Consider the following 24255-nt stretch of genomic DNA (forward strand, 5'->3'; position numbering starts at 1 on the left):
TAAGGAGAAAGAATTTTATTGGCTAGTTATAGGAGGGCAAACATATGACGGAAAATGAAAAAAACCATGAAGTCGAAGAACAAGAATCAATGATGGAAGCAATGGGTAATGTTCAAGAAATTAATATTGGTGATACTGTCAGAGGTGAAATTTTAACTATTCAAGATAATAAACAAGCTATAGTCGGTATTATCGGTGGTGGGGTTGAAGGGGTCATTCCAAACAATGAATTATCAGCGGCACCATTTGAAAACGTTACAGATATTGTAAACGTTGGAGATATTGTTGACTTAGTAGTGATCAAAGAAATCAAAGAAAAAGAAAATGGCAGCTTTTTGCTTTCTAAGCGTCGTGTTGATGCTAAGAAGGTTTGGGAAAAAATCCAAACAGAGTTTGATGAAGGATCAATTATTGAAGCGCCAGTTACAGAAGTAGTAAAAGGTGGTTTGGTGGTAGATGTCGGCGTTAGAGGATTTGTCCCCGCTTCTATGGTGGATGTCCATTTTGTAGAAGATTTTTCTAGTTATAAAGGACAAACCTTAAAATTTAAAATTGTTGAAATCGAACCAAGTGAAAACCGCTTGATCCTTTCTCATAAAGCGGTTGTTGAAGCTGAAAATGAAGAAAAGAAAAAAGATTTATTGAGTCATTTGGTTGAAGGCGAAATTGTAAAAGGGAAAATTGCTCGTTTAACAAATTTCGGAGCATTTATTGACCTTGGTGGCATAGATGGACTTGTTCACATTTCGCAGATTGCGTATGAGCACGTTAAAGATCCTGCAGATGTACTAACTGTTGGTGAAGAGATCGATGTTAAAGTTCTTTCTGTAAATGAAGAAGAAGGGCGTATTTCGCTTTCTATCAAAGATACATTACCTGGACCATGGGATGGTATTGAAGAACGTGCTGCAGTAGGTTCTGTTTTAAACGGCTTAGTTAAACGTCTAACAAGCTTTGGAGCTTTTGTTGAAGTATTCCCAGGTGTTGAAGGACTCGTTCACATTTCGCAAATTTCACACAATCACATTGCAACACCGCATGAGATTTTAAGTGAAGGTGATGAAATTAAAGTGAAAGTCTTAGAAGTAAATCCAACAGATCAACGTCTGTCTTTAAGTATTAAAGCACTAGAAGAAAAGCCCAACCATTCGAAAGAAAAGCAAGAAGAAACGAACTACGATATGCCTGAAGAAGATACCGGGTTTACGTTAGGCGATATTCTTGGCGATCAACTATCTGATATCACAACGGATGAAGACAAGTAATTACGAATTTTAAAAAGGGCATGCGAGCAATTTTTGTTCTCGTGTCCTTTTTTATGTGTTATTTAATAAAAATAAATCAAATAAATAAGGTATTTATGAGATTTTGCCTTATTCCTTAAGCAAAAGCTTGCATGTTTTAAGGTATTTCTATAAACTGACAAGAGAATAAAAAAAAGGAGGCAAAAACAATGGCAAAACCAGTTGTAGCCATCGTTGGTCGCCCTAACGTAGGAAAATCAACTATTTTTAATCGTATTGTTGGAGAACGTATCTCAATTGTAGAAGATGTATCAGGGGTAACTCGTGATCGTATTTATGCGCCAGCAGAATGGTTAGGGAAAGAATTTAATGTGATTGATACAGGCGGGATCGACTTAGGTGACGAACCATTTTTGGAACAAATAAAACATCAAGCTGAAATAGCTATGGATGAAGCAGATGTGATTATTTTTATCACAAGCGTAAAGGAACACATAACTGATGCGGATGAGAACGTAGCAAGAATTCTTCACCGTACAAAAAAACCAGTTTTGTTAGCAATAAATAAAGTAGATAATCCAGAAATGCGTAATGATATTTTTGACTTTTACGCTTTAGGATTAGGGGAACCTTTCCCAATTTCAGGAAGTCATGGTCTAGGAATTGGAGATCTATTAGATGCAGCTATTAGCCATTTTCCAGATGAATCAGAAGAAGAATATGATGATTCTGTTATAAAATTCAGTTTGATTGGCAGACCGAATGTTGGAAAATCATCTATTATAAATGCCATGTTAGGAGAAGACCGAGTAATCGTTTCAGCAATCCCTGGGACAACTCGTGACGCTATTGATACTAAGTTTATGGGTGAAGACGGTACTGAGTTTGTTATGATCGATACTGCTGGAATGCGAAAAAAAGGTAAAGTCTATGAAAACACTGAAAAATATAGTGTTTTAAGAGCTCTTAGAGCAATCGAACGTTCAGATGTTGTCTTGTGTGTGTTGAATGCTGAAGAAGGTATCAGAGAGCAAGATAAGAAGGTTGCCGGGTATGCTCACGAAGCTGGAAAAGGAATCATCATTGTTGTAAATAAATGGGATACTCTTGATAAAGACAACCACACAATGAAAAAATTTGAAGAGCAAATTAGAAGCGAATTTTTATATTTGAGCTATGCACCAATTATTTTTGTATCAGCTTTAACGAAACAACGCCTAAATAAGCTCCCTGAGATCATTGAGCGAGTAAGTATGAATCAAAACCTACGCATTCAATCTGCTACTTTGAATGAAGTCATATTAGATGCAGTAGCTATGAACCCGACACCGACAGATAAAGGGAAAAGATTGCGTATTTATTATGCTACTCAAGTGGCTGTTAAGCCGCCAACTTTTGTTGTATTTGTAAATGAACCAGAAATGATGCATTTCTCTTATGCTCGTTTCTTAGAAAATCGTATTCGTGATGCCTTTACTTTTGAAGGAACACCTATTCATCTTATTATAAGAAGAAGAAAATAAGAGTGAAGAGTTATCAGTAAACGGAGCATTTTAACATAACTCTTAAGGGGTTTCAAATAATTTTTTGAATATTTGAAAAATGCTTAAAAATATCGCTTAATGCATTGAAAATCATTGCAGTATCAGTATTTGTATGATATCTTTTTAAAAGAAATGTCATTTAGAACTACTAATTTTACATTTCGCAATAATTCATTTTTGGGCCACTCAAAAATGTCTAAATGATGTTTATTTGCTTATAAATAATGCATCAATTCTTCTTTCCGAGGGAGGTGAAATACACATGGCTAACAAAGCAGAATTAATCGAAAATGTTGCAACTTCAACAGGTCTTACTAAAAAAGATGCAACTTCAGCAGTAGATGCTGTTTTTGAATCAATTCAAACTTCATTAAGTGAAGGAGAAAAAGTTCAAATTATTGGTTTTGGTAACTTTGAAGTGCGCGATTGTGCTGCACGTAAAGGTCGTAACCCTCAAACAGGGGAAGAAATCCAAATCGCTGCAAGCAAAGTGCCTGCATTCAAACCAGGTAAAGCTCTTAAAGACGCAGTTAAATAAGTCACAAATAAAAAAGGGCCAGTGCTTTGCACTAGCTCTTTTTTATTTGGATCGTAAACAAGCTGCTGTGTGTTTTAATCCTCTTAATGTATGGTAAAATGAATCAAATAGAAGATTATTAAACGAAAGAGGTTTTTGACATGTCATACGGACAAATGATGATTGATTCACTTAAAGAAAATCAATTAGATGAAGCGATGAATTATTTTGAAAAAGCTATAACTCAAGATACAGATGAAGAGCTCTATATTTTGGCTGATTCTCTATACCAACTCGGCTTTTTAAATGAAATAAAAAAAATAAATTTACACTTACTTGAAAAGTATCCTGAAGATGATGAATTGAGAGTAGGTCTGGCAGAAATAGCTATTGAAGCGAACGAATTAGAAACAGCCATGGATTGGTTAATAGAAGTTTCAGAAGAAAGTCCTGTTTATCCTCAATCTTTGCTTGTTTTAGCTGATTTGTATCAAGTTCAGGGTCTTTATGAAGTGAGTGAGCAAAAGCTTCTCAAAGCGAAGGAAATCGTACCTGATGAGAAGGTTATTGATTTTGCATTAGCAGAATTGCATTTTTCAATGGGAAAATATGCTCAAGCGATCCATGGATACGAAGAATTGATGGCCCAAGGTCTTACTGAATTTTCTGGAATCAATCTTGCAGCTCGTTGCGGTAGTTCTTATAGTTCTCTAGGTGATCTAGAACAAGCTATTTTATATTTAGAACAAAGTTTAGAAGAAAAGGAAAATGTCGATGTATTATTTCAATTAGGTTTTTCCTATTTGCAAGACAAACAATACCGTCGTTCAATCGAAACGTTGAATACACTAAAAGAATTAGATCCGAGTTATACAACTTTATATCCCTATTTAGCTAAAGGATTAGAAGAAGAAAATGAACTAGATAAGTCTTTAGAAGTTATTAAAGAAGGCTTGAGAGTAGACCAATACAATTATGAACTATTTTATTATGGAGCTGATATAGCAATTAAATTAGAGAATGAAACGTTGGCAGAAAATTATTATTTAAATGCTATTCAACTTGCCCCGGAAAATTCAAGTATCCAGTTGGCCTACACTAACTTATTGTTGCAGCAAGAACGTTACGATGAAACAGTCGAGCTGATTCAAAAAATTCTGATCCAAAATGAAGTCGATCCTCAATTCTATTGGAATTTAGCTTTAGCAAATGAAGGATTGGAAGAATATCCTGCAGCAGGAACGGCTTATCAAAAAGCTTATCCAGCTCTTCGAGGAAATAAAGATTTCTTGAAATCGTATATCTATTTTCTACGAGAAGAAGGAGAGCGTATAGTTATCAAAGACGTAATAACCGATTATTTACTTCTGGAACCAGCAGATGCAGAAATATTAGAAATGCTAGAAGAAATTAATAGCAACTATTAATTTATTAAGTTATAATGAGAGAAAGGGTAAGACAAGGAGGTTTTTACATGAGCATCCAAATTTCTTTAGAAGCTAAAAAGATTTTTCTTAGCTGGTTTTTAGATAGACATCAATTGAAAAGAAGAGAATCTATGTGGATCCTAAACTACCTACTAAATCATGACATTGTATTAAATAAAGTCCATTTTGTTGAAGCTGCAGAAAAAACTCCAAGAGGTATGATGATGTCTACAACGGGGATGAGTAACGAACCTTTTCTATTTTATAAAAATGGGACAGTGTTTAGTGATCCGGAACAGGCTTTCCATGAAGTTAGATTAAATTGGCAAGAAGAGATGTATATTGAGTTGATTTTTTCAAATCCTTGGAAATCTGCCGAATATCTTACTGTATTAGAAGACAACCCTTATTTTAAATGGAATGAAACGATTAGCGAAAAACTCATTGAGGAAGTTGAACTAGCACTTGAAACTTTGTCATTAACTGAACGCAAACAGAACACATTACATCAAATCGATTTATCTTTAGAAGAAGAAGACCGAGAAAAATTTATTCAATTGTCTAATCAATTAAAAAAAATTGAAGATGACTTAAAGAATGAACAAAAAAAGCCAAACCATTGATGTACACCCCAAAATTCAGAAGAATAATCGGTCTTTTGGGGTGTATTTTATATCAAAGGGTGGCTTTTTTTTTGAAAAGAGGTTGTTTAGGTTTAGGATCAAATGAAAATCCTTCACCTAAAACTTCGTGTACCGTTAAAAGAGAAAGAAAAGCCTTTGGATCCGTTTCGTGAATGATTCGTTTAGCCGTTACTATTTCATGACTGCCCAAGACACAATACAAAACTTTTTTTTCTTCTTTTGAATAAGCACCTTCGGCTTTAAAGAAGGTTACCCCTCGTTCCATTTCAAGCATAATATTTTCAGCTATCGTATCATTTTTATCTGAGATAATTAATAATCCTCTTGCGGCATAAGAACCATCTTGCATGAAGTCAACGATCTTAGAAAATACATAAGAAGCAAGCAACGTATACATCATATGAGGCAGGTCTATATAAGTAAGCGATAAGGTTAGAATAAAAACATCAAAGACCAGCAGTGTTTTGCCCATCGAAATACCTTTTTTCTTTTCAAGAATTCGAGCAAGAATATCGCTCCCACCAGTTGTTCCACCAGAACGGTAGATCATACCACTGCCTACTCCACCACACAAACCAGCTAATATTCCAGCTATGAAAAGATCATTATCTATATTGATTGCAACAGACGTTCTTTGCCAAATATATAGAAAGAAAGATAACATGGTCGTTCCGTATATTGTGTAGATCAATGAACGATTGCCTAATAATTTCCATCCAATCAAAATAGTTGGGATATTTAATAATAATGTAGAAAGTGCTGGGTCGATTTGAAACCAATACCTTAATAGAAGTGAAATCCCGGTCATACCACCTTCAGCTAATTCATTTGCAATGTTGATATACACTAATCCAAATGCATAAAGTGCACAGCCAATTGTTATAATAAATAAATCTTTTATTGCTATCTTTTCGTTTATCATACCGTCACTCCAGACTTTATTTACTTTATAAAGAATACATTTTTTTTTAAAAACAAGCAACAGGTCTTGCAACCTTCTCACTTTTTGGTAGACTTAGAGGGTAAGATACCGGTTAAATGAAGAGGTGGATAGCCATTTAGCCTAGGCAATTAATAAGGTAAAATAAAATAAAATTTAATTAGCGGTTGAGAAACCGATTGAGAGGAAATAATAAAATGATCAATATCGTAGTTGCAGGTTTTAAAGGTAAAATGGGTTTAACAGCCACAAAGATGGTAATAAAGAATGAAAAATTTACATTAGTGGGGGTATTTGACCCTCATTCTGTTGAAAAAAACTTAAATGAGATAAGTGAGTTTTCGAATACAGATGTACGTGTTTTTCAAGATAAAGAAGATTTGGTAAAAGAAGTTCAGGCAGATGTATGGATCGATTTCACTATTCCTGCAGTTGCTTTTCAAAATACTTATTTTGCTTTAGAACATGGTATTCGACCAGTGGTTGGCACAACTGGTTTTACAGAAAGTGAAGTAAAAGAAGTTCAGAAATTAGCACAAGAAAAAAGGCTTGGTGGATTGATTGCGCCTAATTTTGCAATCGGAGCTGTCTTAATGATGGAGTTCGCTGCTAAAGCATCTAAGTATTTTCCCGATGTTGAAATAACTGAAATGCACCATGATAACAAATTAGATGCGCCAAGTGGAACGGCAATAAAAACGGCTGAAATGATCTTTGCAGAACGTGGATATCATGCACAAGGCAATCCAGAAGAAAAAGAAACAATCAAAGGGGCTCGTGGAGCAGATTACGAAGGCATGAAAATTCATAGTGTACGCTTACCTGGTCTGGTTGCTCATCAACAAGTTCAGTTTGGAAGTGTCGGTGAAGGTCTGTTGATTCGCCATGATTCATTTGATCGGTCTTCCTTTATGACGGGTGTTGCTTTGGGCTGTGAAAAAGTAATGTCATTAAACGAAATAGCCTATGGATTGGAAAATCTTTTATGATTTTTTTAGACCATCAGTTTAAACAAGCCTTACCGATTATTGATAAAATAAAAGAAGCAGGATTTGAAGCTTATTTTGTAGGTGGAAGTGTGCGTGATACGTTATTAAAAAAGACGATCAATGATGTGGATATTGCTACTAGTGCAAAACCAGATGAAATCAAGCTCATATTTCAAAAAACGATCGATGTAGGAATTGAACATGGGACTGTAATGGTTTTATGGAAAGATGAGACCTATGAAATTACTACTTTTAGAACGGAATCAACGTATCAGGATTTTAGACGCCCAGATAACGTTGAGTTCGTCCGCTCATTAAAGGAAGACCTGAAACGTCGTGACTTTACCATTAATGCATTGGCAATGGATAGAGATGGTAAAATCATTGATTATTTTGATGGTCAGAATGATTTAGAAAATAAAATAATCAAAGCTGTTGGTATCCCGGAGGAACGTTTTTTTGAGGATGCATTGCGTATGATGCGTGGGGTACGTTTTGTTAGTCAGTTAGATTTTGATATGGATAGCGAAACAGAACTAGCCATCCAAAAAAATCATTCATTACTTGAAAAGATAGCTGTTGAGCGAATTCAAGTTGAGTTTATAAAGCTTTTATTAGGTAGCGGGAGAAAAAAAGCATTAGCATTATTTATTCGAACTAATTTATTTCGTTATTGCCCAGGACTGAAACTTCATAAAAAAGAGTTAGAAGAATTGGCTAAACTAGACTGTGTGATCGAAAATCGAATCATTGCTTGGACGTTGTTGATCCATCATCTAAATATACCAACGGAAGAAGCAGAATTATTTTTAAGAGAGTGGAAATGCTCAAAAAAAGAAATTAATTTAGTGAAATCAGCTCTATTTGCATTAAGACATCGTCTGAAAAATAACTTCAATCGCCAAGTCCTCTATCAGGTTGGACTACAAATAGCTTTGGATGTTGAGACCATGATGGAATGTCTAGGACGTTCAGTTGATTTTGAGTCTATTCACTCGATATATGAAGAATTACCAATTTACAGTAAAAAAGAAATAAAGATAAACGGCAATGATTTAAAAGAAGTACTAAACAGAAAACCTGGCAAATGGCTAGGGGATTTGATGATCGAAATAGAGATGGCTATTTTAGTAGGAGATATACTTAATGAGAAACAAGCTATTTTTGATTGGGTTTCGCTCTATTACGAAGAAAAAGATTGAAAAACTGTTGCGGCGGTTAAAATAAGCAATAAAAAGGTTTACTAACTAAAAATAAGTTGTTATACTTAAAAAGTAAGTTATTTTTAAGGAGGAATTTTAAATCATGGAAAATCAATACACAAAATTATTAGAAGAACGCCGTTCAATTTATTCTTTAGGAAAGAATGTTTCTTTATCTGAAGATAAAATCGTTGGATTAGTAGCAAAAGCTGTTAAAGAAAGCCCATCATCATTTAATTCACAAACATCACGTGCAGTAATATTATTTGGAGCTGCTCATAATAAACTTTGGGATATTACTGAAGAAGCTTTACTTAAAGCAATTCCAGAAGGACAAGATTTAACTCCAACTAAAGAAAAATTAAATAGTTTCCGTGCTGCATTTGGAACAATTTTATTTTTTGAAGATACTAGTATTGTTAAAGCTTTACAAGAACAATTCGCGTTGTATGCAGATAACTTCCCTGTTTGGTCTGAACAATCTACTGGGATCGCACAACACTCTGTATGGACAGCGTTAGCTATTGAAAATATTGGAGCAAGTTTGCAACATTACAACCCACTGATCGATAGTGCTGTTCAAAAAGAATGGAACCTTTCTGCAGACTGGAAATTAACTGGACAAATGCCTATTGGTTCTATTGAATCACAAGCTGGTGAAAAAGAATACATGGATGATGATACAAGAATTCTTGTATTTAACTAATATTAACCAACTAAAATCGAGCAATAACTAAATAAATAAAGGAATAGAAAAAATGGTGAATTTTCTATTCCTTTATTTATTTATCAGATTGTTAAAAAAATCACAAATCATAAACTTAATTATTTACATTCATTTATTTTATGGTAAAATGAATTTATCGAAAGAATCACAAACTTTTCGTTTAAGAAAAGTAAAAGGGGAGAATGTAAATGAAGAAAGAAGTTATGGCATTAAAAATAATGTTTAAAAATGGTGAAACTTGGACAATCAATAAAGGTTTTATAGGCGATTTATGGATCAAACAAATCTCAAAAAGTTTTGGACGAATTGGCGATAGTGATTTCCAAGAAATCTTCCCGTGTGAGTCTCTAAAAGTAGAAATTTTTCCAGAAGCAGATAAAACAAATTCAAGTGACATCAATCTTGGTGGTTTAGAAACAGGCATGTTTGAACGTGCAGTAAAAAATCCAGATATTGAAAAAATGGATATTTTATATAAAGACAGTGAAAAAACAAATTCTACAGATGTTATTGCTAAAGAGACTGTTTATTTCCCTTATGAAGCAATAGATTCTGATCGAATCGATAATGCTTATCAAAGTTCTTTTATTTCTAAAGAAAATAAATTATACATTGTGATTGATAAAAATAAAACAGCAGAAGAGATTTATAAAGAAAAACTTTAAGATTTTCTAATAGATATCAAACTCAAGAAAAATTGGAATCTATCTAATTTTTCTTGAGTTTTTTTGTTTTTTTTTAAGCTTCATAGTATGATGGTAAAGAGAATATTATGTCTAAAGAATTAGGTGAAGAGAGTGAAACATAAAGATACATACGCTGTGGTCGATATTGAAACGACGGGCGGTAACGTGGCCAGCGGAGATCGTATGATCCAATTTGGGTGCGTGTTGATAGAAGACGATCAAATCGTTCATCGTTTTGCTACAGATATAAACCCTTTGATCAGTATCCCAAAGCAAATAGAGCATTTAACGGGTCTTTCAAATAAATCTGTTGCACTTGCGCCGTATTTTGAAGATATTGCAGCAACAATTTATAATTTATTAGATGGGTGCATTATAATTGCACACAACATCCAGTTTGACTATGTATTTCTTTCAGGTGAACTGCAAAGATGCGGGATGCCGCCATTGAAAAACAAAGGCATAGATACGGTTGAACTAGCACAAGTTCTATTGCCTACTGAATCCAGTTACCGACTAAATGATTTAGTCAGCAAATTTAATATTGAGCACACAAATCCACATCAAGCAGATAGTGATGCAGCTGTTACAGCTGAACTTTTTCTTGTATTAAAACAGAAGTTAAAAGAATTGCCGTTAGTTACTGTAGAAAAAATGGTTGAACTATCAGAAAATCTTACAATGGAAACGGCTTATTTTTTCAAAACGACTTTAACTGAAATGAAAAATAGACCTATACCGCTTTCTAAATTGCTCATGATAAAAAATGGGTTAGCTATAAAAGTAAAACAACCAATTTTTGAGCAAAAAAATTACCGTGAGGATGCTCGTTATCCAGCGAATTTAGATCATAAAGAACAATTGTTTCAAACAAAACTGACAATCCGAAATCAACAAATCAAAATGATGGATGCTGTCTATGATTATTTTAGCAGCAATGAGCCGAATCATTTTGCGATCGAAGCAGCAACAGGAGTTGGGAAAACATTAGGGTATTTACTGCCCTTAGCTTATATCGCAACAGTAGAAGATCCAGTAGTCATCAGCACATATACTACATTGCTGCAAAAACAATTATTAGATAAAGACATGGTTCAATTAAACACGATTTTGCCTTTCACAGTACAGGCTGCTATTTTGAAAAGTAAAAACCATTACATCCACTTAACTAAGTTTGAAGAAGCATTAAAAGATCCTGCAGACCAAAAAGTAGAAGTGGTCTATAAAATGAAACTTTTAACTTGGTTGACTGAAACTGAAACAGGAGATTTAGATGAATTAAATTTAACTAATTATAACCATTTATTTTGGAATAAAATCAGGCATCGCGGTTGGTTGACTAAACCTGAAGAAGATCAATGGTATGACGAAGATTTTTATTTACATGCGCAACATAAAATCAAACATGCTAGTGTAATCATTACCAATCATTCTTTTTTATGTCATGATTTAAACCGTAAAGAAAAAGAATTACCAAGGATCGGAAAATTGATCGTTGATGAGGCACAACATTTGCCGGATGTAGCAATGGAAGCCTCAAGTGAAGTTTTTGGGTATTACCGGATGCAGCAGGTAATCAAACTGATTGGTCATGCTTCGGATGAAAAAAGCTTTTTAGGAAGAATCACTCAGTTAAGTCAGCAGCTTTCTAAAATAGAACCTTCTCATATTGAAAATATGGAAATGAATCTTTTTTCTTTAGAAGATGAATTGACGGATTTCATTTATCAATTGCTGGTCTATTGCAAAAATACAGCTGGTAGTGAGCTTTATCAACAAGAGCAGTTGGATATTCAATTTAATAGGGAAACGCAGTGGAACTTAACATTAAGGAAGTCTTCAAAAAAAGTTCTCGCATTGATGAATGAGATCAGCTATCTAGGATTTGAGTTGGTTAACCAAGGATTAGATGAAAGCCATCAGATAACGCAACGAGAGCGTTATCTATTAGAAGATTTTTTTGATATGATCAAAATCTTTGAAGGCCAGAAAGATATTTTTTATGCTGTTTTTCAAGAAAATGAAGATAATGAAGTAACTTGGTTTTCATATAAAGAAAAAAGTCCTAAAAATAGTTTTATGATCAAACGCTCAAAAGTAAATAGCAGTAAGTTTATAAAAGAAAATCTATTAGATAAAATAGCGTTGATTTTATATACAGGGGCTACATTAGAAATTAACGGTTCGTTTAGCTATTTTGAGACACAATTAGGAGAAGAAAATTTAAAGCAATTAATCATTGAATCGCCTTATGATTATAAAAAACAAGCAAGACTTTGGATTCCTAAAGAACTGAGGCCAATCAAAGACCTATCAAGGAAAGACTATGTTCATATGATTGTTGAACAAGTAGAAAATATTATTAAAAATTCAGTTGAAAATACGATGGTTTTGTTTAATTCTTATGAGATACTTCAAGAAGTGTATTTTGCATTGCAAAAAAAACCTTCAGCTTCTGGCCGAGAATTGTTGGCACAAGGATTTTCAGGAAGCCGTGAGCGGATCCTAAAACGCTTTTTCAGATCTACAGGAGGCATTCTGCTAGGAGCAGACAGTTTTTGGGAGGGTGTCGACCTACCGGGAAAATCACTGAGTATTATTGTCATAACTCGTTTGCCATTTGAATCTCCAGATAGGCCATTTGTAAAAGTAAAACACCGTTACTTGGAACAAAAGCATTTAAATCCTTTTACAATCGACTCATTGCCAAAAGCTACCTTACGCTTAAAGCAAGGTTTCGGAAGGCTCATTCGTTCTGAGAATGATAAAGGTATAATGATCGTATTAGACAATCGACTGATCCAAACGAGTTACGGAAAACAAATTATAAGGTCACTTCCAAAAGGGTTGCCAATCGAAGAAGTAACTACAGAAAATATAGGTAAAAAATTGAAAAATTTTCTAAATGCAGCAGAGAAATAATACAACTGAAAAAAAATTTATAATGAAAATTTTAGAAAAAAGAATGATTTTCTGTTATAATTAGCTATTGAAAGTAACAATAAAAAGGTCGCTAAAACAATAAATTATAAGTAGGGATACTCATGAAAAAAGGAATACTTATCACTTTAGCAGTTGTCATGTCTTTTGTGCTTGTATGTTCAATCACCCTTTTAACAATTAGCCAAGAGCCAATAAAAAAAGCCGAAAAAGAAACGATCATCATTGCGAAAGAAGCTGCGGGACTAGTAACAGTATCAGATTTTTACTGGTATAATCGTGATAAAACCTATTTTTCAGTTGTCGGATCGAATAAAGACGATGAAGAAATCATGGTAATTGTTACTAAAGACGGCGGAGCTACAACTATTCTGAATCAGGATGAATTCATTACAGAACAACAAGCCAAAGAGTTGACGCGAGAAGCTAAAGGGTCTGTCGATATTCTTGAAGCTCGTATTGGACTTGAAGGAGATATTCCTATCTGGGAGGTATCCTATAAAGAAGAGAATGGACGACTTGGTTATTATGTTTTGACCGCTAAATCAGGTAAATGGGTGAGTGATATCGAGAATATTTAAAGATTCTTGAAAAAGAACGATATATAGTCCTTTTTTCTTGTATAATAATTAAGGCAGTAAATAATGAGTGAACCATCAAAATTTATTTAAAGGAGTTTTAAACTGTGAATCATATTACAATTGTAGAATCCAAAAATCATGTTGGAGAAGAAGTAGAAATTGGAGCGTGGGTAGCTAATAAACGTTCAAGCGGAAAAATTGCATTTTTACAATTACGAGATGGTTCTGGATTTTTTCAAGGAATCGTTGTAAAAAGCGAAGTTGAGGAAGAAGTATTTCAATTAGCTAAATCATTAAATCAAGAAACGTCTATTCTTTTAACTGGTGTTATTCAAGAAGACAGCCGCTCAAAATTTGGTTATGAAATAGTTGTTAAAGCTATTAAAGTTATTGGAGAAAGTCATGATTATCCGATCACTCCAAAAGAACATGGAACAGAATTTTTAATGGATCATCGTCATTTGTGGTTGCGTTCTTCTAAACAACATGCCATTATGCATATTCGTAATGAACTTATTCTTGCTACTTATAATTTTTTCAATGAAGAAGGCTTCATTAAAATTGATCCACCAATCTTAACAGCTAATGCCGCAGAAGATTCGACAGAATTATTTCACACACAATATTTTGAACAAGAGGCTTTTCTTTCACAAAGTGGTCAATTATATATGGAAGCAGCAGCAATGGCATTTGGAAAAGTCTTTTCTTTTGGTCCTACTTTTAGAGCCGAAAAATCAAAGACCCGTCGTCATTTAATTGAATTTTGGATGATTGAACCAGAAATGGCTTTCATGGATCACGAACAAAGTTTAGAAGTACAAGAAAAGTATGTAGCTTATATCGTTCAAAGTGTCCTTGATAACTGTAGTGATGCTTTAGATGTATTAGAACGCGACAAAGAGGTACTAAAAAAATATACTGAATTACCTTACCCTAGAATCTCATATGATGATGCTGTTAAATTATTGAATGAAAATGGATTTGATGACATCACTTGGGGAGATGACTTCGGTTCACCTCATGAAACCTTTATTGCAACTCAATATGATAAACCAGTCTTTATCTTAAATTACCCTAAAGCTATAAAACCTTTTTATATGAAACCACATCCAGATCGTGATGATGTTGTACTGTGTGCGGATCTAATCGCTCCTGAAGGATACGGAGAAGTTATTGGCGGAAGCGAACGTGAAGTTGATTTTGAGGCTTTAACACAAAGGATTAAAGATTTCGGCTTAAAAGAAGAAGATTACGCATGGTATATGGATCTACGTAAATATGGTAGTGTGCCACATTCAGGTTTTGGCCTAGGATTAGAACGAGCTGTAACTTGGATTTGCGGGACTGAACATATCCGTGAATCGATTCCATTCCCACGTTTATTAAATCGTATTTATCCATAAAAAAAGTAGTGCAGCAACTTGAGCTTTTCTTAAGTTGCTGTTTTTTTAATCGTATCAGCGTCAGAGGGAAAATGCTTTTATTATGGTTGTACGATAGTTGGTGGTTGATTTATTAAAGCAATTTATATTTTTTTTAGAGGAACAGGAGTTGTTTATGACTTGAAAATCTGAAGAATTAAAAACTTCAGACGATCTGTTGGATCTCAATAAGCAGAATCATCGATTCCAAAATGATTTTTAGGTTGCTACACCAGTACGGTTCATCGAATAATCTGTACTTAAAAGCAGGCAGCAAGGAGGATAAAATCTTATGAATAATCATCTTTTACAAAAATGGCTCAAAGCTGGGGATACAACTGTATCAAATGTATTGTTGACTCATTATAGAGAAGTTGGCTTAACCAGTGAACACTTAATACTAGTTTTACAATTGAAATCATTTATTGACGTAGGAAATGATTTCCCAGACACAGAAATCATTTCAAAACGGATGCAAATTTCTTCTGCGGAGGTATTCCAACTGATCCATGATTTGATCAATAAAAAGTTGATCATAATTGAGACAGAAAAGAATGATGATGGAAAAACACGTGATAGTTACCGTCTAGATTTATTATGGGATAAATTGGGTTTAGTCATATCACAACAAGAAAATCAACAGCGTTTTGAAAAACAGCATTTATCGGAGCAAGAATTATTTCAATTGTTTGAAGCTGAGTTTGGCAGACCATTATCACCAATCGAAATGCAAACGATCGGTATGTGGTTGGATGATGATCATTATGCCATTGAATTAATTGAATTAGCTTTAAGAGAAGCTGTGTTGAACCAAGTATATAATTTAAAGTACGTTGACCGCATCTTGCTAAACTGGGAAAGAAAAAATATTCGAACGAAAGATCAAGTTGACAAAGAAGCAAATCGCCGAAGACAGGGGAATGCTAAGCCGACAACTTATTCAGTATCTAAAGAACAGACAACGAAAGTACCCTTGCATAATTGGTTGAATAATAATGATAATCCTTAATAAGGAGGAAAGTTATGCTATCTAAAAAACAAACGATACAGATGGTTGAAGCAATGGGTGAATTATTTCCTCAAGCGACCTGCGAACTGAACCATAAGAACGCTTTTGAATTATTGATCGCCGTTATGCTGAGTGCTCAAACGACAGATATTGCTGTCAATAAGCTCACTCCAACACTCTTTGCAAAATACCCTACACCTGAAGCATTTAGAGATGCACCAGTAGAAGATATTATGGAACAACTTAGGACGATTGGTTTATACCGTAATAAAGCTAAATTCATTAAAGGATGTTGTCAAAAATTAATCGTTGAATTTAATGGGAAAGTTCCTCAGGAGCGTCATGAATTAGAATCTTTACCAGGAGTAGGAAGGAAAACAGCTAATGTAGTCTTAAGTGTGGCTTTTGACGAGCCTGCTATTGCTGTAGACACCCATGTTGAACGCGTAACTAAGCGATTGGGTATCTGTCCACCAAATGCTACTGTTCGTGAGGTAGAAGAGATTTTAATGAAGCAACTGCCTAAAGATATGTGGAGCATCGCTCATCATCGGCTGATATTTTTTGGGCGCTATCAGTGCACAGCAAGAAACCATGATCATAATATATGTCTCCAACTATTAAAAGAAAATAGCCCGATAAAAGTACAGTAAAAAAAGCGGTTCTACATCAAATGGTGTGGATACTTCAAAAAAATTTCTTCTGGAATGGGCGTTATTTGCCCACAGTGCTTCATTTTAGGCTACAAGCAACCCGATTCCTCTATAAATTTTGGGTAAGTAATGCAATTAGATTAAGTCTATCAACACCAAATATTATACAGCCCAAAAAAGCAAGATGAGACGCGTCTAATGACGATATGTCTCATCTTGCTTTTTTGAATTTAAAATCTGAATTTCTAATAGGAGATGTTTTTATTCTGCTGGAGCAGAACTAGAAGCTTTTGATTCAGCAGTTGGAGCGCTGCTGTTTGGAGCAGAACTAGAACTACCGCTTGGGGCAGAGCTAGTACTTGAAGAACTTTCACTGCTTTCCTTTTCAGGTTCTTCCTTCACAGGTTCTTCCTCCACAGGTTCTTCCTCTTCAGGCTTTTCTTCTTTAGGCTTTTCTTCTTTAGGCTCTTCCTCTTCAGGCTCTTCCTCTTCAGGTTCTTCCTCTTCTTTAGGAGGGATGAGAACACTTATTGAAGTAGCGGGTCCAGTATCACCGTCAGCTTGTACAGCGAGAGTGATTGGGATTTCACCTGCAGGAGGACTTTGTATAATATATGAAAGATCATTAGTTGAATAAGACTCAGAGCCTACAGTCAAAAGGTAAGAGATGCCTTTTTGTGAATAAGCATTCCATTTGATTGATAAAGCATCTGTCTCCTCATTGTAGTTAGCTGTTAAGCCTGATGGAGCTTTTAATTCGATTGATTCTTCCTCATCTTTTTTACTTTCTTTTTCGGGAATTTTTGGTGCTACAGTAGTAGGTTCCGTTCCTTTAACAAATAATTCGTTAACAATTTTGTCTGTAGGAGTATCTGGACCTGCAAGTTTTGCAGGCATCGAGCCTTTTTCAACTGCAACTTCCACAACTGAACTTGGTTTTTTCCAGTCACTAGATTCAACAGATTCTGAAACGTACGACATCAATGCTTGATAGATTTGTTGAGGTAACAACCGTTCACTGCCCGAATTGTCGATCGAATCATAATAGTTATCTTTTCCGACCCAAACAGATAAGGCATAGTTCGTTGTATAACCAGTATACCATTTGTCAGGTACGCCATTCTCTGGAATATCATACTCTTGCTTTTTTTCATCCTCATAGTTGGTCGTACCTGTTTTTCCAGCTTGTGGAATTCCGTTTAGTCCCACTCGAGCAGAATTATTTGAAGCGACATCTTTTAACATATCCGTGATCATATATGCTGTTGAATCAGCCATAGCTTTAGTAGATTCAGGTTGAAGATCGATTTCTTCGCCATCTGCTAAAACGATTTTCGAAACGGTGTAGGGTTCAGTATACGTTCCACCGTTTGCAAAAGTAGCATAAGCACCAGATAATTCAACTGGAGTAATATTCCCAGTGAAACCATTTGACTCAACCAGAACATCTGATCCGGGGTTTAAAGTAGACGTGTTTATTCCTAGATTTGTTAAAAATTCATTGACTTGATCTTTTGGTACGTCTTTATAAATTTTTGTTGTAGGAACATTACGTGAATCAACCAATGCTCGACGTAAGCTGATTTGACCTTCGTAGTTATTATCATAGTTATTAATCGGCGTTCCATCATCAAAGGTATAAGGTTCATCTACTACTTGTTCATAAGTCGAGTACTGTAAATATTCAATTGCCGGACCATAAGCAGATAATGGTTTGATATTTGATCCAACACTTCGTTTTAATTCAGTAGCGTAATTTGTCCCTAATTGTACTTCTTGATTCCGTGCGCCGCCTAAAGCTTTTAGTTGGCCAGTATTGACATCTACTAAAGAAACGCCGGTTTGAATATCTTCATCTTCAATTGTGACGTATTCATCAGAATTTACAACATCGTATAGGCGTTGTTGTGCATCCATATCTAAATTAGTGTGGATAGTCAATCCAGATGTATAGGGATCTAAATTTGTTTTTCTTTCGACTTCAGCTAGAACTTCTTTAACGTATGGGTCAAAAACAAGTTGATTCGTTTCTTCACCAGAATGGTTGACCAATCCTTCTGAGACATCGACTGATTTAGCTTCTTCGGCTTCTGAAGCAGTAATAGCTTCAGTCTCCAACATCATATCTAAAACTAGATTGCGACGTTTTGTTGCATCTTTTGGGTTGGTGATGGGGTTGTAGGCATTTGGAGCTTGTGGCATTCCAGCAAGCAATGCAGCTTCTGGTAAAGTTAATTCAGCTATCGGTTTACCAAAATAGTATTCGCTAGCAGTACCCATTCCATATTTATTGTCGGACATATATACTTTATTAATATAAAAAGTTAAAATTTGATCTTTAGAATAGTCTCGTTCTAATTGAAGGGATAACCAAGCTTCTTGAGCCTTCCGTTTTAACGTTTGGTCTTCAGCACCTGTAGAGAAAACAGAAAGTTTAATTAATTGTTGGGTAATGGTACTTCCGCCTTCAGAAGCAAAACCATCTGTTACGTTTGCTACAACTGCTCCGGCGATACGGATAGGGTCGATACCGATGTGAGTGTAAAAACGTTGATCTTCAATGGCGGTAATGGCGTTTTTTAAGACTTTAGGAACGTCATTCTCTGTAACCAATTCACGATCTTCACCAGCAAGAGTTAAAAATTCGTTTCCTTCTGAATCAAGCAATGTTGAAGAGACCGTATCGGTCAATTCAGCTTCGGTTATTTCGGGTGCTGAGGAGACGTAATAAGCAAATAGACCCATACCTCCAATTAAAATTGCTCCAATTAAGATCAGTATTCCAATAAGTGATTTTTTCCAAATTGGAAGAGAGGATTTCTTGTTTTTGCTCCTTTTTTTTGAATGGTTTGCTTTTTGCGTTTGTTTTTTTGACACACGTGACATTTCTTTTTTTTCTGGCATAATTAAATCTACTCCTTATTTCTCTTGTTGGATAAAAATTATAAACTATTTCTTCCATAAATGAACGGAATAATTGTTTTTATGTTGATTTATCCTTATTCTTAATAATTAAACGATCCACAATTTTTAAATAGGGGACACGTGGCGAAAGTTCATAATACATTTCGTACCCTTTTTTTTCAAGCTCTTTTAATGGAATCGATTTTCTCCCATCACCTTGTTGGTTATTCCAATAAACAAGTAACTGTTCTGCTTCTAATAAAAAAAGACGCTCGCTTGTAGCAAAACGCATGATCACAAAACAAATGGCTTGTTGCTGGATACATTGCTGCATATGGACAATTTGGTGTTCATGGAAATTTTTCAATGGGAAGGAAAGTTTGTTCTGTGTTTCCTTTGCCTCAAAATCCAAATAATAACCTTGGTAAACGCCATTATAATCTGTTGTAGATGCATGTCTAAAGTAAGCTTCTTTAATAACGGCTGCACTTCTTTTAGGATAATCTACTTTGACGATCTGAACAGGGGTGGGCTTTTTATGAATAACAGCAATTTCTTTTGCTAAATAATATTGATTGCTTGCATTCAAATCTTCTTCTAAGGACATACCTCGCTTGCTGAATGAAGTCAACTGATTGTTTAGTTGCTTTTTTGGTGAAGATTTGTCATTATGGATATAGGTTTTACCATTAGGATATCGTATAGCCAATTGCAATCACACTCCTGAGTACTAGTATATCAAATAAAGTCCTTTAAAGAAAAGGAGAATCAAATAGTTTATGAGAAATTTATACATTAGCGGTTATCGAACATTTGAACTTGGTGTATTCAAGGAAGATGATCCAAAAGTAGCAGTAATAAAAAAATGTTTAAAACAAGAGATCAGTCAATTTATTGAAGAAGGAATCGAATGGATCCTAACGAGTGCTCAATTTGGTACAGAACAGTGGGCAATCGAAGTTGTCGATGACTTAAAAAAAGAGTATCCAACAATTAAAATAGCTATTATTTTTCCTTTTCTAGAATTTGGTTCAAACTGGAATGAAAAAAATCAAAGTAAGCTTAATTCATTAAAGCAAAAAGTTGATTATGTTGAAGCTACTTCCCATAAGACCTATCAAGATCCATCCCAATTAAAAAATCATCAAGCTTTTTTGTTAGAGCATTGTCAAGCGGCATTGTTAGTGTATGACCCCGAGTTTGAAGGGAAAACAAAGTTTGTTTATCAAGCACTAAAAAAGAAACAGGAAACAATGGGATTTGAGTTGAGATTGATAGATGTAGACCAATTGCAAAACAGCAGTATTGAAGAAGAAAACGATTGATCTTTTCGATTTTTCGACCTATTTATTCTCGGAGCAGCAAGATAATATAGAAATAAGTTTTTTTTTCTTATTATCTTTGGTATAATAAGAATTATTAGCAGAAACGAGAATAATGTTTTGTTAGAAGATGAAGCAAACAAAGAGGTGTGAACATGGCAAATAGATCACTAACAACAAAAGATATTCTTCAAAAAGAATTTAAACAAAGTATGCGCGGATATAATCCAGCTGAAGTAGATGAGTATTTAGATGAAGTGATTCGTGATTACGAATCATATAATAAAGAACTTACTCAAGTAAAAGCTGAAAACAATCGTTTATTGAGTAAAATTGATGAATTAGCAAAACAAGCATCAATTGCTAAACCTAATTATTCTTCTTCTCAACCTAATAGTACGGTAACCAATTTTGATATTTTAAAACGTTTATCGAATTTAGAACGTCATGTATTTGGCTCGAAATTAGATGAAACAGAAGATGAAATGGAAGATGAAATTTAAGCTTCTTTAGTTAAAGAACGATTTAAAATAGATGACCTGTAACAAAAAAAACATTTGTAAATTTCGGGTAATTGCGGTTTAGCTTGACTAAACTGAGGAAAGTCCATGCTCGCACAAGCTGCGATGCTTGTAGTGTTCGTGCCTGGCGAAATCATAAGCCAGGGCCTTCATTTAATTATGAAGAGACGGCAGAAAAAAGAGCTAAGGCTGTAAAGCTATGCTTGAGTATTCTTGAAAGTGCCACAGTGACGAAGCAATACGGGAAACGGTATTGGTGGAACGCGGTAAACCCCTCGAGCGAGCAACCCAAACTTTGGTAGGGGCACTTTTCCTAGGGAATTGAACCGATGGAAGAGGCAGTAATTGCAGACAGATAATTACCTCCGGATAAAACAGACCCTGACTTTTTATCTGAGACAGAACATGGCTTACAGAAATTTACAAATTCAGGTATAGAACCCTCCTTTTAGGAGGGTTTTATATTTATTTAAGATACTAATTAAAAAAGAAAAGAATTGGAGAAAATACATGAAAACTTTTAAACTCGTTGCAACGGCGGCCAGTGGGATAGAGGCCTTAGTAGGAAAAGAAATCAAAGATTTAGGATATGAATGCCAAGTAGAAAATGGAAAAGTCTTCTTTGAAGGAACCGAAAAAGATATTGCTAAGACAAATCTTTGGTTAAGAACGGCTGATCGGGTCAAAATCATTGTTGGTGAATTTGATGCGTATGAATTTGATGAACTATTTGAGAAAACAAAAGCCTTACCATGGGAAGACTTATTACCAATGGATGCTAACTTTCCTGTAGCAGGAAAGTCGATAAAATCAAAATTATACAGTGTATCAGATTGTCAATCAATTGTGAAAAAAGCAATCGTTGATCGATTAAGTGATGTTTATCACCGTAATACACGTTTACCAGAAACGGGCTCTTTGTACCAATTAGAAGTAGCATTATTAAAAGACAAGGTTACATTAACATTAGATACAACAGGACCAAGTTTATTTAAACGGGGATACCGGACTGCTAAAGGTGGAGCACCATTGAAAGAAAATATGGCTGCGGCTCTGGTCCAATTAACCAATTGGCGTAAAGATCGTCCTTTCTATGATCCAGTTTGTGGTTCAGGTACAATCGTTATTGAAGCAGCATTGATTGGACATAATATTGCTCCAGGATCCAATCGTTCATTTAGCTGTGAGGAATGGGAATGGTTTGATCAAAGCGTCTTTGAAGAAGTTCGTGCTGAAGCTGAAGCTGCTGTAGATCACGATATCGAACTTGATATTATGGGAACAGATATTGATGGTACTATGATCGATATTGCTAAGGTAAATGCGGATGAAGCAGGAGTAGGCAGCAGCATTACATTCAAACAAATGCAGTTAGCTGATTTTACGACTGAAAAAGAATATGGTGTTATTTTAGCTAATCCTCCTTATGGGGAAAGATTAGGCGAAGAAGAAGAGGTTCAAAAGTTGTACAAACAGATGGGCCAAGTATATCGTCCGTTAAAAACTTGGAGTAAATATATTATTACAAGTGACTTAGCTTTTGAAACATTTTATGGAGAAAAAGCTACTAAAAAACGTAAACTATATAATGGAGCCTTAAGGACTGATTTATTCCAATTTTGGGGCGAACGTCCTCCTAGAGCACCGCGTAAATAAAAATAAAAAAATAACAGTTCCAAGAAAAAAATTTCTTAGGACTGTTATTTTTTTGAAACTATTTTTTGTAAGGCTTGCTTAGCTAAATGATCTGCACCTTTATTATGTGACTCTGGAATCCATTGAATAAAAAAAAGAGGAAAATAGTTGAGTTTTTCTTGAATAAGAGTTAAATAACCTTTGAAAACATCTTTTTTTACGTAGCTTTTATTAATGGCAGAGGCTAATAGTTTACTATCTGTGTACATCATTAAAGTTTCGTCATTCAACTTGTATTCGATCAAGTAAGTGAGGCCCTTTAAAAGAGCTTCGAATTCAGCTTCGTGATTGCTTATTTTATTCTCAAGCGGAATAGATAATTGATTGTATCTATGGTCAGCGCTGATTACAATTCCTACACCACTAGGACCAGGATCATTTTTTGTTGAAGCATCGGTATACATTTTGATCATACTTGCTTGGCCCCTTTCTTTTAAATGGGTTTTTAATTTAAGGTATGTTAAAATAGCATTACTTTTGTATAGTATAAGGAGCGTAATATATTGGATGATAATTCTCGTGTAAAATTTTCGCTTTCATTAGAACCTGCTTTTCAAATCATTTATTGGTCAGTTTGCTGGCTAGTTTTTTTTTCAGTGCTTATTTTATTTTTGGAAACCCAAACGATTGATCTGATCATAATTGTTTTGCTTATTTTTTTGGGAGTTCTTTTATTTTATGGCTTTGGTTCTACTCTAAGAATGAAAAATGATAATTTGGAAAGTAGTTATTTTAGAGGTATTAAAAAAAAGAGTATCCCTTTAACAGAAATAAAAAAAATAGCATTTTCCGCTAAGAGAAAGATTGTTTTATTTACTGATCAAGGTAAATCAGTTTCTTATATTTATTTAAACACAAAGAATAAAAAGAAATTTCATGAGTATATTAAAAATAAAGCACCGTCGATTCAGTTAGAAGAACCAAATAGTTAGACAGAATTATCCAGATATGAGAACCTAAAAGACGATACCCTTAAATGAAGTGTATCGTTTTTTAAGTGTCTCTGTTAGTAATTAAGTTGAGTGAGTTACACTAGTCAAGGACAATGACGTTAGTCGCTTGAGGGCCATGGTTGCCTTCCAAGATTTCAAATGAAACATGTTGCCCACCATTCAAATATTTAAATCCTTCATCACTAACTATACCCGTGAAGTGAATAAAAATATCTTCGGTTTCGTTATATTCAATAAATCCGTACCCTTTTTCATTACTGAACCATTTGACTGTTCCATTTTCCATTTACGAAACCCTCCTTAGTGAAGTTCTCAATTGAGATCCATTCGCTTTTT

Annotated in this window: 23 protein-coding genes and 1 other RNA gene; 19 read left to right on the forward strand and 5 right to left on the reverse strand. The window is 34.6% G+C overall.

Translation table 11 applies throughout. From position 1 onward, the window contains the following. The first annotated feature begins 44 nt into the window (after positions 1–44). The 5 genes from rpsA to BR50_RS10670 all read left to right on the forward strand — a co-directional run bounded on the left by rpsA (position 45) and on the right by BR50_RS10670 (position 5355). On the forward strand, positions 45–1265 hold the full coding sequence (rpsA, locus tag BR50_RS10650) for a 30S ribosomal protein S1 (protein WP_034548535.1): 1221 nt from the start codon (positions 45–47) through the stop codon (positions 1263–1265). A 188-nt stretch (positions 1266–1453) separates the two neighbouring features. Next, on the forward strand, positions 1454–2767 hold the full coding sequence (der, locus tag BR50_RS10655) for a ribosome biogenesis GTPase Der (protein ID WP_034548536.1): 1314 nt from the start codon (positions 1454–1456) through the stop codon (positions 2765–2767). 283 nt (positions 2768–3050) lie between these two features. Next, positions 3051–3326, forward strand: coding sequence for an HU family DNA-binding protein (locus BR50_RS10660; RefSeq protein WP_034548537.1), 276 nt, complete (start codon positions 3051–3053; stop codon positions 3324–3326). 140 nt (positions 3327–3466) lie between these two features. Further along, complete coding sequence (locus tag BR50_RS10665; RefSeq protein WP_034548538.1) at positions 3467–4732, forward strand: tetratricopeptide repeat protein; 1266 nt, start codon at positions 3467–3469, stop codon at positions 4730–4732. Positions 4733–4779: 47 nt separating this feature from the next. Further along, positions 4780–5355 carry a ReoY family proteolytic degradation factor gene (locus BR50_RS10670; protein WP_034548539.1) on the forward strand — a complete coding sequence of 192 codons (576 nt, stop codon included), beginning with the start codon at positions 4780–4782 and terminating at the stop codon, positions 5353–5355. 52 nt (positions 5356–5407) lie between these two features. Here BR50_RS10670 and BR50_RS10675 read toward each other — a convergent pair whose 3' ends face one another. Further along, complete coding sequence (locus BR50_RS10675; protein WP_034548540.1) at positions 5408–6298, reverse strand: YitT family protein; 891 nt, start codon at positions 6296–6298, stop codon at positions 5408–5410. Positions 6299–6513: 215 nt separating this feature from the next. Between BR50_RS10675 and dapB the strand changes: the two genes are divergently transcribed. The 9 genes from dapB (at position 6514) to nth (ending at position 16524) form a co-directional block, all read left to right on the forward strand. Then, entirely contained in the window at positions 6514–7305 is a 792-nt protein-coding gene (dapB, locus tag BR50_RS10680) for a 4-hydroxy-tetrahydrodipicolinate reductase (RefSeq protein WP_034548541.1), read from the forward strand. Then, a complete protein-coding gene (locus BR50_RS10685) occupies positions 7302–8507 on the forward strand; it encodes a CCA tRNA nucleotidyltransferase (RefSeq protein WP_034548542.1) in 1206 nt (401 codons plus the stop codon). Before dapB ends, BR50_RS10685 begins: the two co-directional genes overlap by 4 nt. Positions 8508–8610: 103 nt before the next feature. Continuing rightward, a complete protein-coding gene (locus tag BR50_RS10690) occupies positions 8611–9213 on the forward strand; it encodes a nitroreductase family protein (RefSeq protein WP_034548543.1) in 603 nt (200 codons plus the stop codon). A 209-nt stretch (positions 9214–9422) separates the two neighbouring features. Then, entirely contained in the window at positions 9423–9899 is a 477-nt protein-coding gene (locus BR50_RS10700) for a hypothetical protein (protein ID WP_034548547.1), read from the forward strand. A gap of 132 nt (positions 9900–10031) precedes the next feature. Then, entirely contained in the window at positions 10032–12842 is a 2811-nt protein-coding gene (gene dinG / locus BR50_RS10705) for an ATP-dependent DNA helicase DinG (protein WP_034548548.1), read from the forward strand. Positions 12843–12964: 122 nt separating this feature from the next. Then, positions 12965–13441 carry a cell wall elongation regulator TseB-like domain-containing protein gene (locus BR50_RS10710; RefSeq protein ID WP_034548550.1) on the forward strand — a complete coding sequence of 159 codons (477 nt, stop codon included), beginning with the start codon at positions 12965–12967 and terminating at the stop codon, positions 13439–13441. Positions 13442–13545: 104 nt separating this feature from the next. Then, positions 13546–14844 carry an asparagine--tRNA ligase gene (gene asnS / locus BR50_RS10715; protein WP_034548551.1) on the forward strand — a complete coding sequence of 433 codons (1299 nt, stop codon included), beginning with the start codon at positions 13546–13548 and terminating at the stop codon, positions 14842–14844. Positions 14845–15154: 310 nt separating this feature from the next. Continuing rightward, positions 15155–15871 carry a DnaD domain-containing protein gene (locus BR50_RS10720; protein WP_034548553.1) on the forward strand — a complete coding sequence of 239 codons (717 nt, stop codon included), beginning with the start codon at positions 15155–15157 and terminating at the stop codon, positions 15869–15871. A gap of 14 nt (positions 15872–15885) precedes the next feature. Next, the gene (nth, locus tag BR50_RS10725) at positions 15886–16524 is read left to right on the forward strand and encodes an endonuclease III (protein ID WP_034548554.1); all 639 of its coding nucleotides are present in this window, start codon (positions 15886–15888) and stop codon (positions 16522–16524) included. A 261-nt stretch (positions 16525–16785) separates the two neighbouring features. Here the strand turns inward: nth and BR50_RS10730 are convergent, their stop codons facing one another. After that, positions 16786–19428 carry a transglycosylase domain-containing protein gene (locus BR50_RS10730; protein WP_034548556.1) on the reverse strand — a complete coding sequence of 881 codons (2643 nt, stop codon included), beginning with the start codon at positions 19426–19428 and terminating at the stop codon, positions 16786–16788. A 79-nt stretch (positions 19429–19507) separates the two neighbouring features. Beyond that, positions 19508–20137 (reverse strand): Holliday junction resolvase RecU, encoded by a 630-nt coding sequence (gene recU, locus BR50_RS10735; RefSeq protein ID WP_034548557.1) that lies wholly within the window; start codon positions 20135–20137, stop codon positions 19508–19510. Positions 20138–20207: 70 nt separating this feature from the next. Between recU and BR50_RS10740 the strand changes: the two genes are divergently transcribed. From BR50_RS10740 to BR50_RS10750, 4 genes are all read left to right on the forward strand, one after another. After that, on the forward strand, positions 20208–20753 hold the full coding sequence (locus BR50_RS10740) for an SLOG family protein (RefSeq protein WP_034548559.1): 546 nt from the start codon (positions 20208–20210) through the stop codon (positions 20751–20753). A 152-nt stretch (positions 20754–20905) separates the two neighbouring features. After that, positions 20906–21253 carry a cell division regulator GpsB gene (gene gpsB, locus BR50_RS10745; RefSeq protein WP_034548561.1) on the forward strand — a complete coding sequence of 116 codons (348 nt, stop codon included), beginning with the start codon at positions 20906–20908 and terminating at the stop codon, positions 21251–21253. Positions 21254–21312: 59 nt separating this feature from the next. After that, an RNA gene (gene rnpB / locus BR50_RS12660) (RNase P RNA component class B) lies at positions 21313–21689 on the forward strand. Between the two features lie 92 nt (positions 21690–21781). Further along, entirely contained in the window at positions 21782–22927 is a 1146-nt protein-coding gene (locus BR50_RS10750; protein WP_034548563.1) for a THUMP domain-containing class I SAM-dependent RNA methyltransferase, read from the forward strand. 44 nt (positions 22928–22971) lie between these two features. On the opposite strand, the gene BR50_RS10755 is transcribed toward BR50_RS10750, so the two are convergent. Next, positions 22972–23379 carry a ribonuclease HI family protein gene (locus BR50_RS10755; protein ID WP_034548564.1) on the reverse strand — a complete coding sequence of 136 codons (408 nt, stop codon included), beginning with the start codon at positions 23377–23379 and terminating at the stop codon, positions 22972–22974. A 90-nt stretch (positions 23380–23469) separates the two neighbouring features. Between BR50_RS10755 and BR50_RS10760 the strand changes: the two genes are divergently transcribed. Continuing rightward, positions 23470–23898 (forward strand): EbsA family protein, encoded by a 429-nt coding sequence (locus BR50_RS10760; protein ID WP_034548565.1) that lies wholly within the window; start codon positions 23470–23472, stop codon positions 23896–23898. A gap of 100 nt (positions 23899–23998) precedes the next feature. Here BR50_RS10760 and BR50_RS10765 read toward each other — a convergent pair whose 3' ends face one another. Further along, positions 23999–24205, reverse strand: a complete 207-nt coding sequence (locus tag BR50_RS10765) for a cold-shock protein (RefSeq protein ID WP_034548566.1) — start codon at positions 24203–24205, stop codon at positions 23999–24001. Positions 24206–24255: the final 50 nt, after the last annotated feature.

Origin of the sequence: Carnobacterium alterfunditum DSM 5972, from assembly GCF_000744115.1 — a bacterium.
GTDB classification, from domain to species: Bacteria; Bacillota; Bacilli; order Lactobacillales; family Carnobacteriaceae; genus Carnobacterium_B; species Carnobacterium_B alterfunditum.

What these genes read in the sequence shown, in the direction of transcription:
- rpsA (WP_034548535.1), top strand. Translation starts at nt 45, where the DNA reads ATGACGGAAAATGAAAAAAACCATGAAGTCGAAGAACAAGAATCAATG.
- der (WP_034548536.1), top strand. Translation starts at nt 1,454, where the DNA reads ATGGCAAAACCAGTTGTAGCCATCGTTGGTCGCCCTAACGTAGGAAAA.
- BR50_RS10660 (WP_034548537.1), top strand. Translation starts at nt 3,051, where the DNA reads ATGGCTAACAAAGCAGAATTAATCGAAAATGTTGCAACTTCAACAGGT.
- BR50_RS10665 (WP_034548538.1), top strand. Translation starts at nt 3,467, where the DNA reads ATGTCATACGGACAAATGATGATTGATTCACTTAAAGAAAATCAATTA.
- BR50_RS10670 (WP_034548539.1), top strand. Translation starts at nt 4,780, where the DNA reads ATGAGCATCCAAATTTCTTTAGAAGCTAAAAAGATTTTTCTTAGCTGG.
- BR50_RS10675 (WP_034548540.1), bottom strand. Translation starts at nt 6,298, where the DNA reads ATGATAAACGAAAAGATAGCAATAAAAGATTTATTTATTATAACAATT.
- dapB (WP_034548541.1), top strand. Translation starts at nt 6,514, where the DNA reads ATGATCAATATCGTAGTTGCAGGTTTTAAAGGTAAAATGGGTTTAACA.
- BR50_RS10685 (WP_034548542.1), top strand. Translation starts at nt 7,302, where the DNA reads ATGATTTTTTTAGACCATCAGTTTAAACAAGCCTTACCGATTATTGAT.
- BR50_RS10690 (WP_034548543.1), top strand. Translation starts at nt 8,611, where the DNA reads ATGGAAAATCAATACACAAAATTATTAGAAGAACGCCGTTCAATTTAT.
- BR50_RS10700 (WP_034548547.1), top strand. Translation starts at nt 9,423, where the DNA reads ATGAAGAAAGAAGTTATGGCATTAAAAATAATGTTTAAAAATGGTGAA.
- BR50_RS10710 (WP_034548550.1), top strand. Translation starts at nt 12,965, where the DNA reads ATGAAAAAAGGAATACTTATCACTTTAGCAGTTGTCATGTCTTTTGTG.
- BR50_RS10720 (WP_034548553.1), top strand. Translation starts at nt 15,155, where the DNA reads ATGAATAATCATCTTTTACAAAAATGGCTCAAAGCTGGGGATACAACT.
- nth (WP_034548554.1), top strand. Translation starts at nt 15,886, where the DNA reads ATGCTATCTAAAAAACAAACGATACAGATGGTTGAAGCAATGGGTGAA.
- BR50_RS10730 (WP_034548556.1), bottom strand. Translation starts at nt 19,428, where the DNA reads ATGCCAGAAAAAAAAGAAATGTCACGTGTGTCAAAAAAACAAACGCAA.
- BR50_RS10740 (WP_034548559.1), top strand. Translation starts at nt 20,208, where the DNA reads ATGAGAAATTTATACATTAGCGGTTATCGAACATTTGAACTTGGTGTA.
- gpsB (WP_034548561.1), top strand. Translation starts at nt 20,906, where the DNA reads ATGGCAAATAGATCACTAACAACAAAAGATATTCTTCAAAAAGAATTT.
- BR50_RS10750 (WP_034548563.1), top strand. Translation starts at nt 21,782, where the DNA reads ATGAAAACTTTTAAACTCGTTGCAACGGCGGCCAGTGGGATAGAGGCC.
- BR50_RS10755 (WP_034548564.1), bottom strand. Translation starts at nt 23,379, where the DNA reads ATGATCAAAATGTATACCGATGCTTCAACAAAAAATGATCCTGGTCCT.
- BR50_RS10765 (WP_034548566.1), bottom strand. Translation starts at nt 24,205, where the DNA reads ATGGAAAATGGAACAGTCAAATGGTTCAGTAATGAAAAAGGGTACGGA.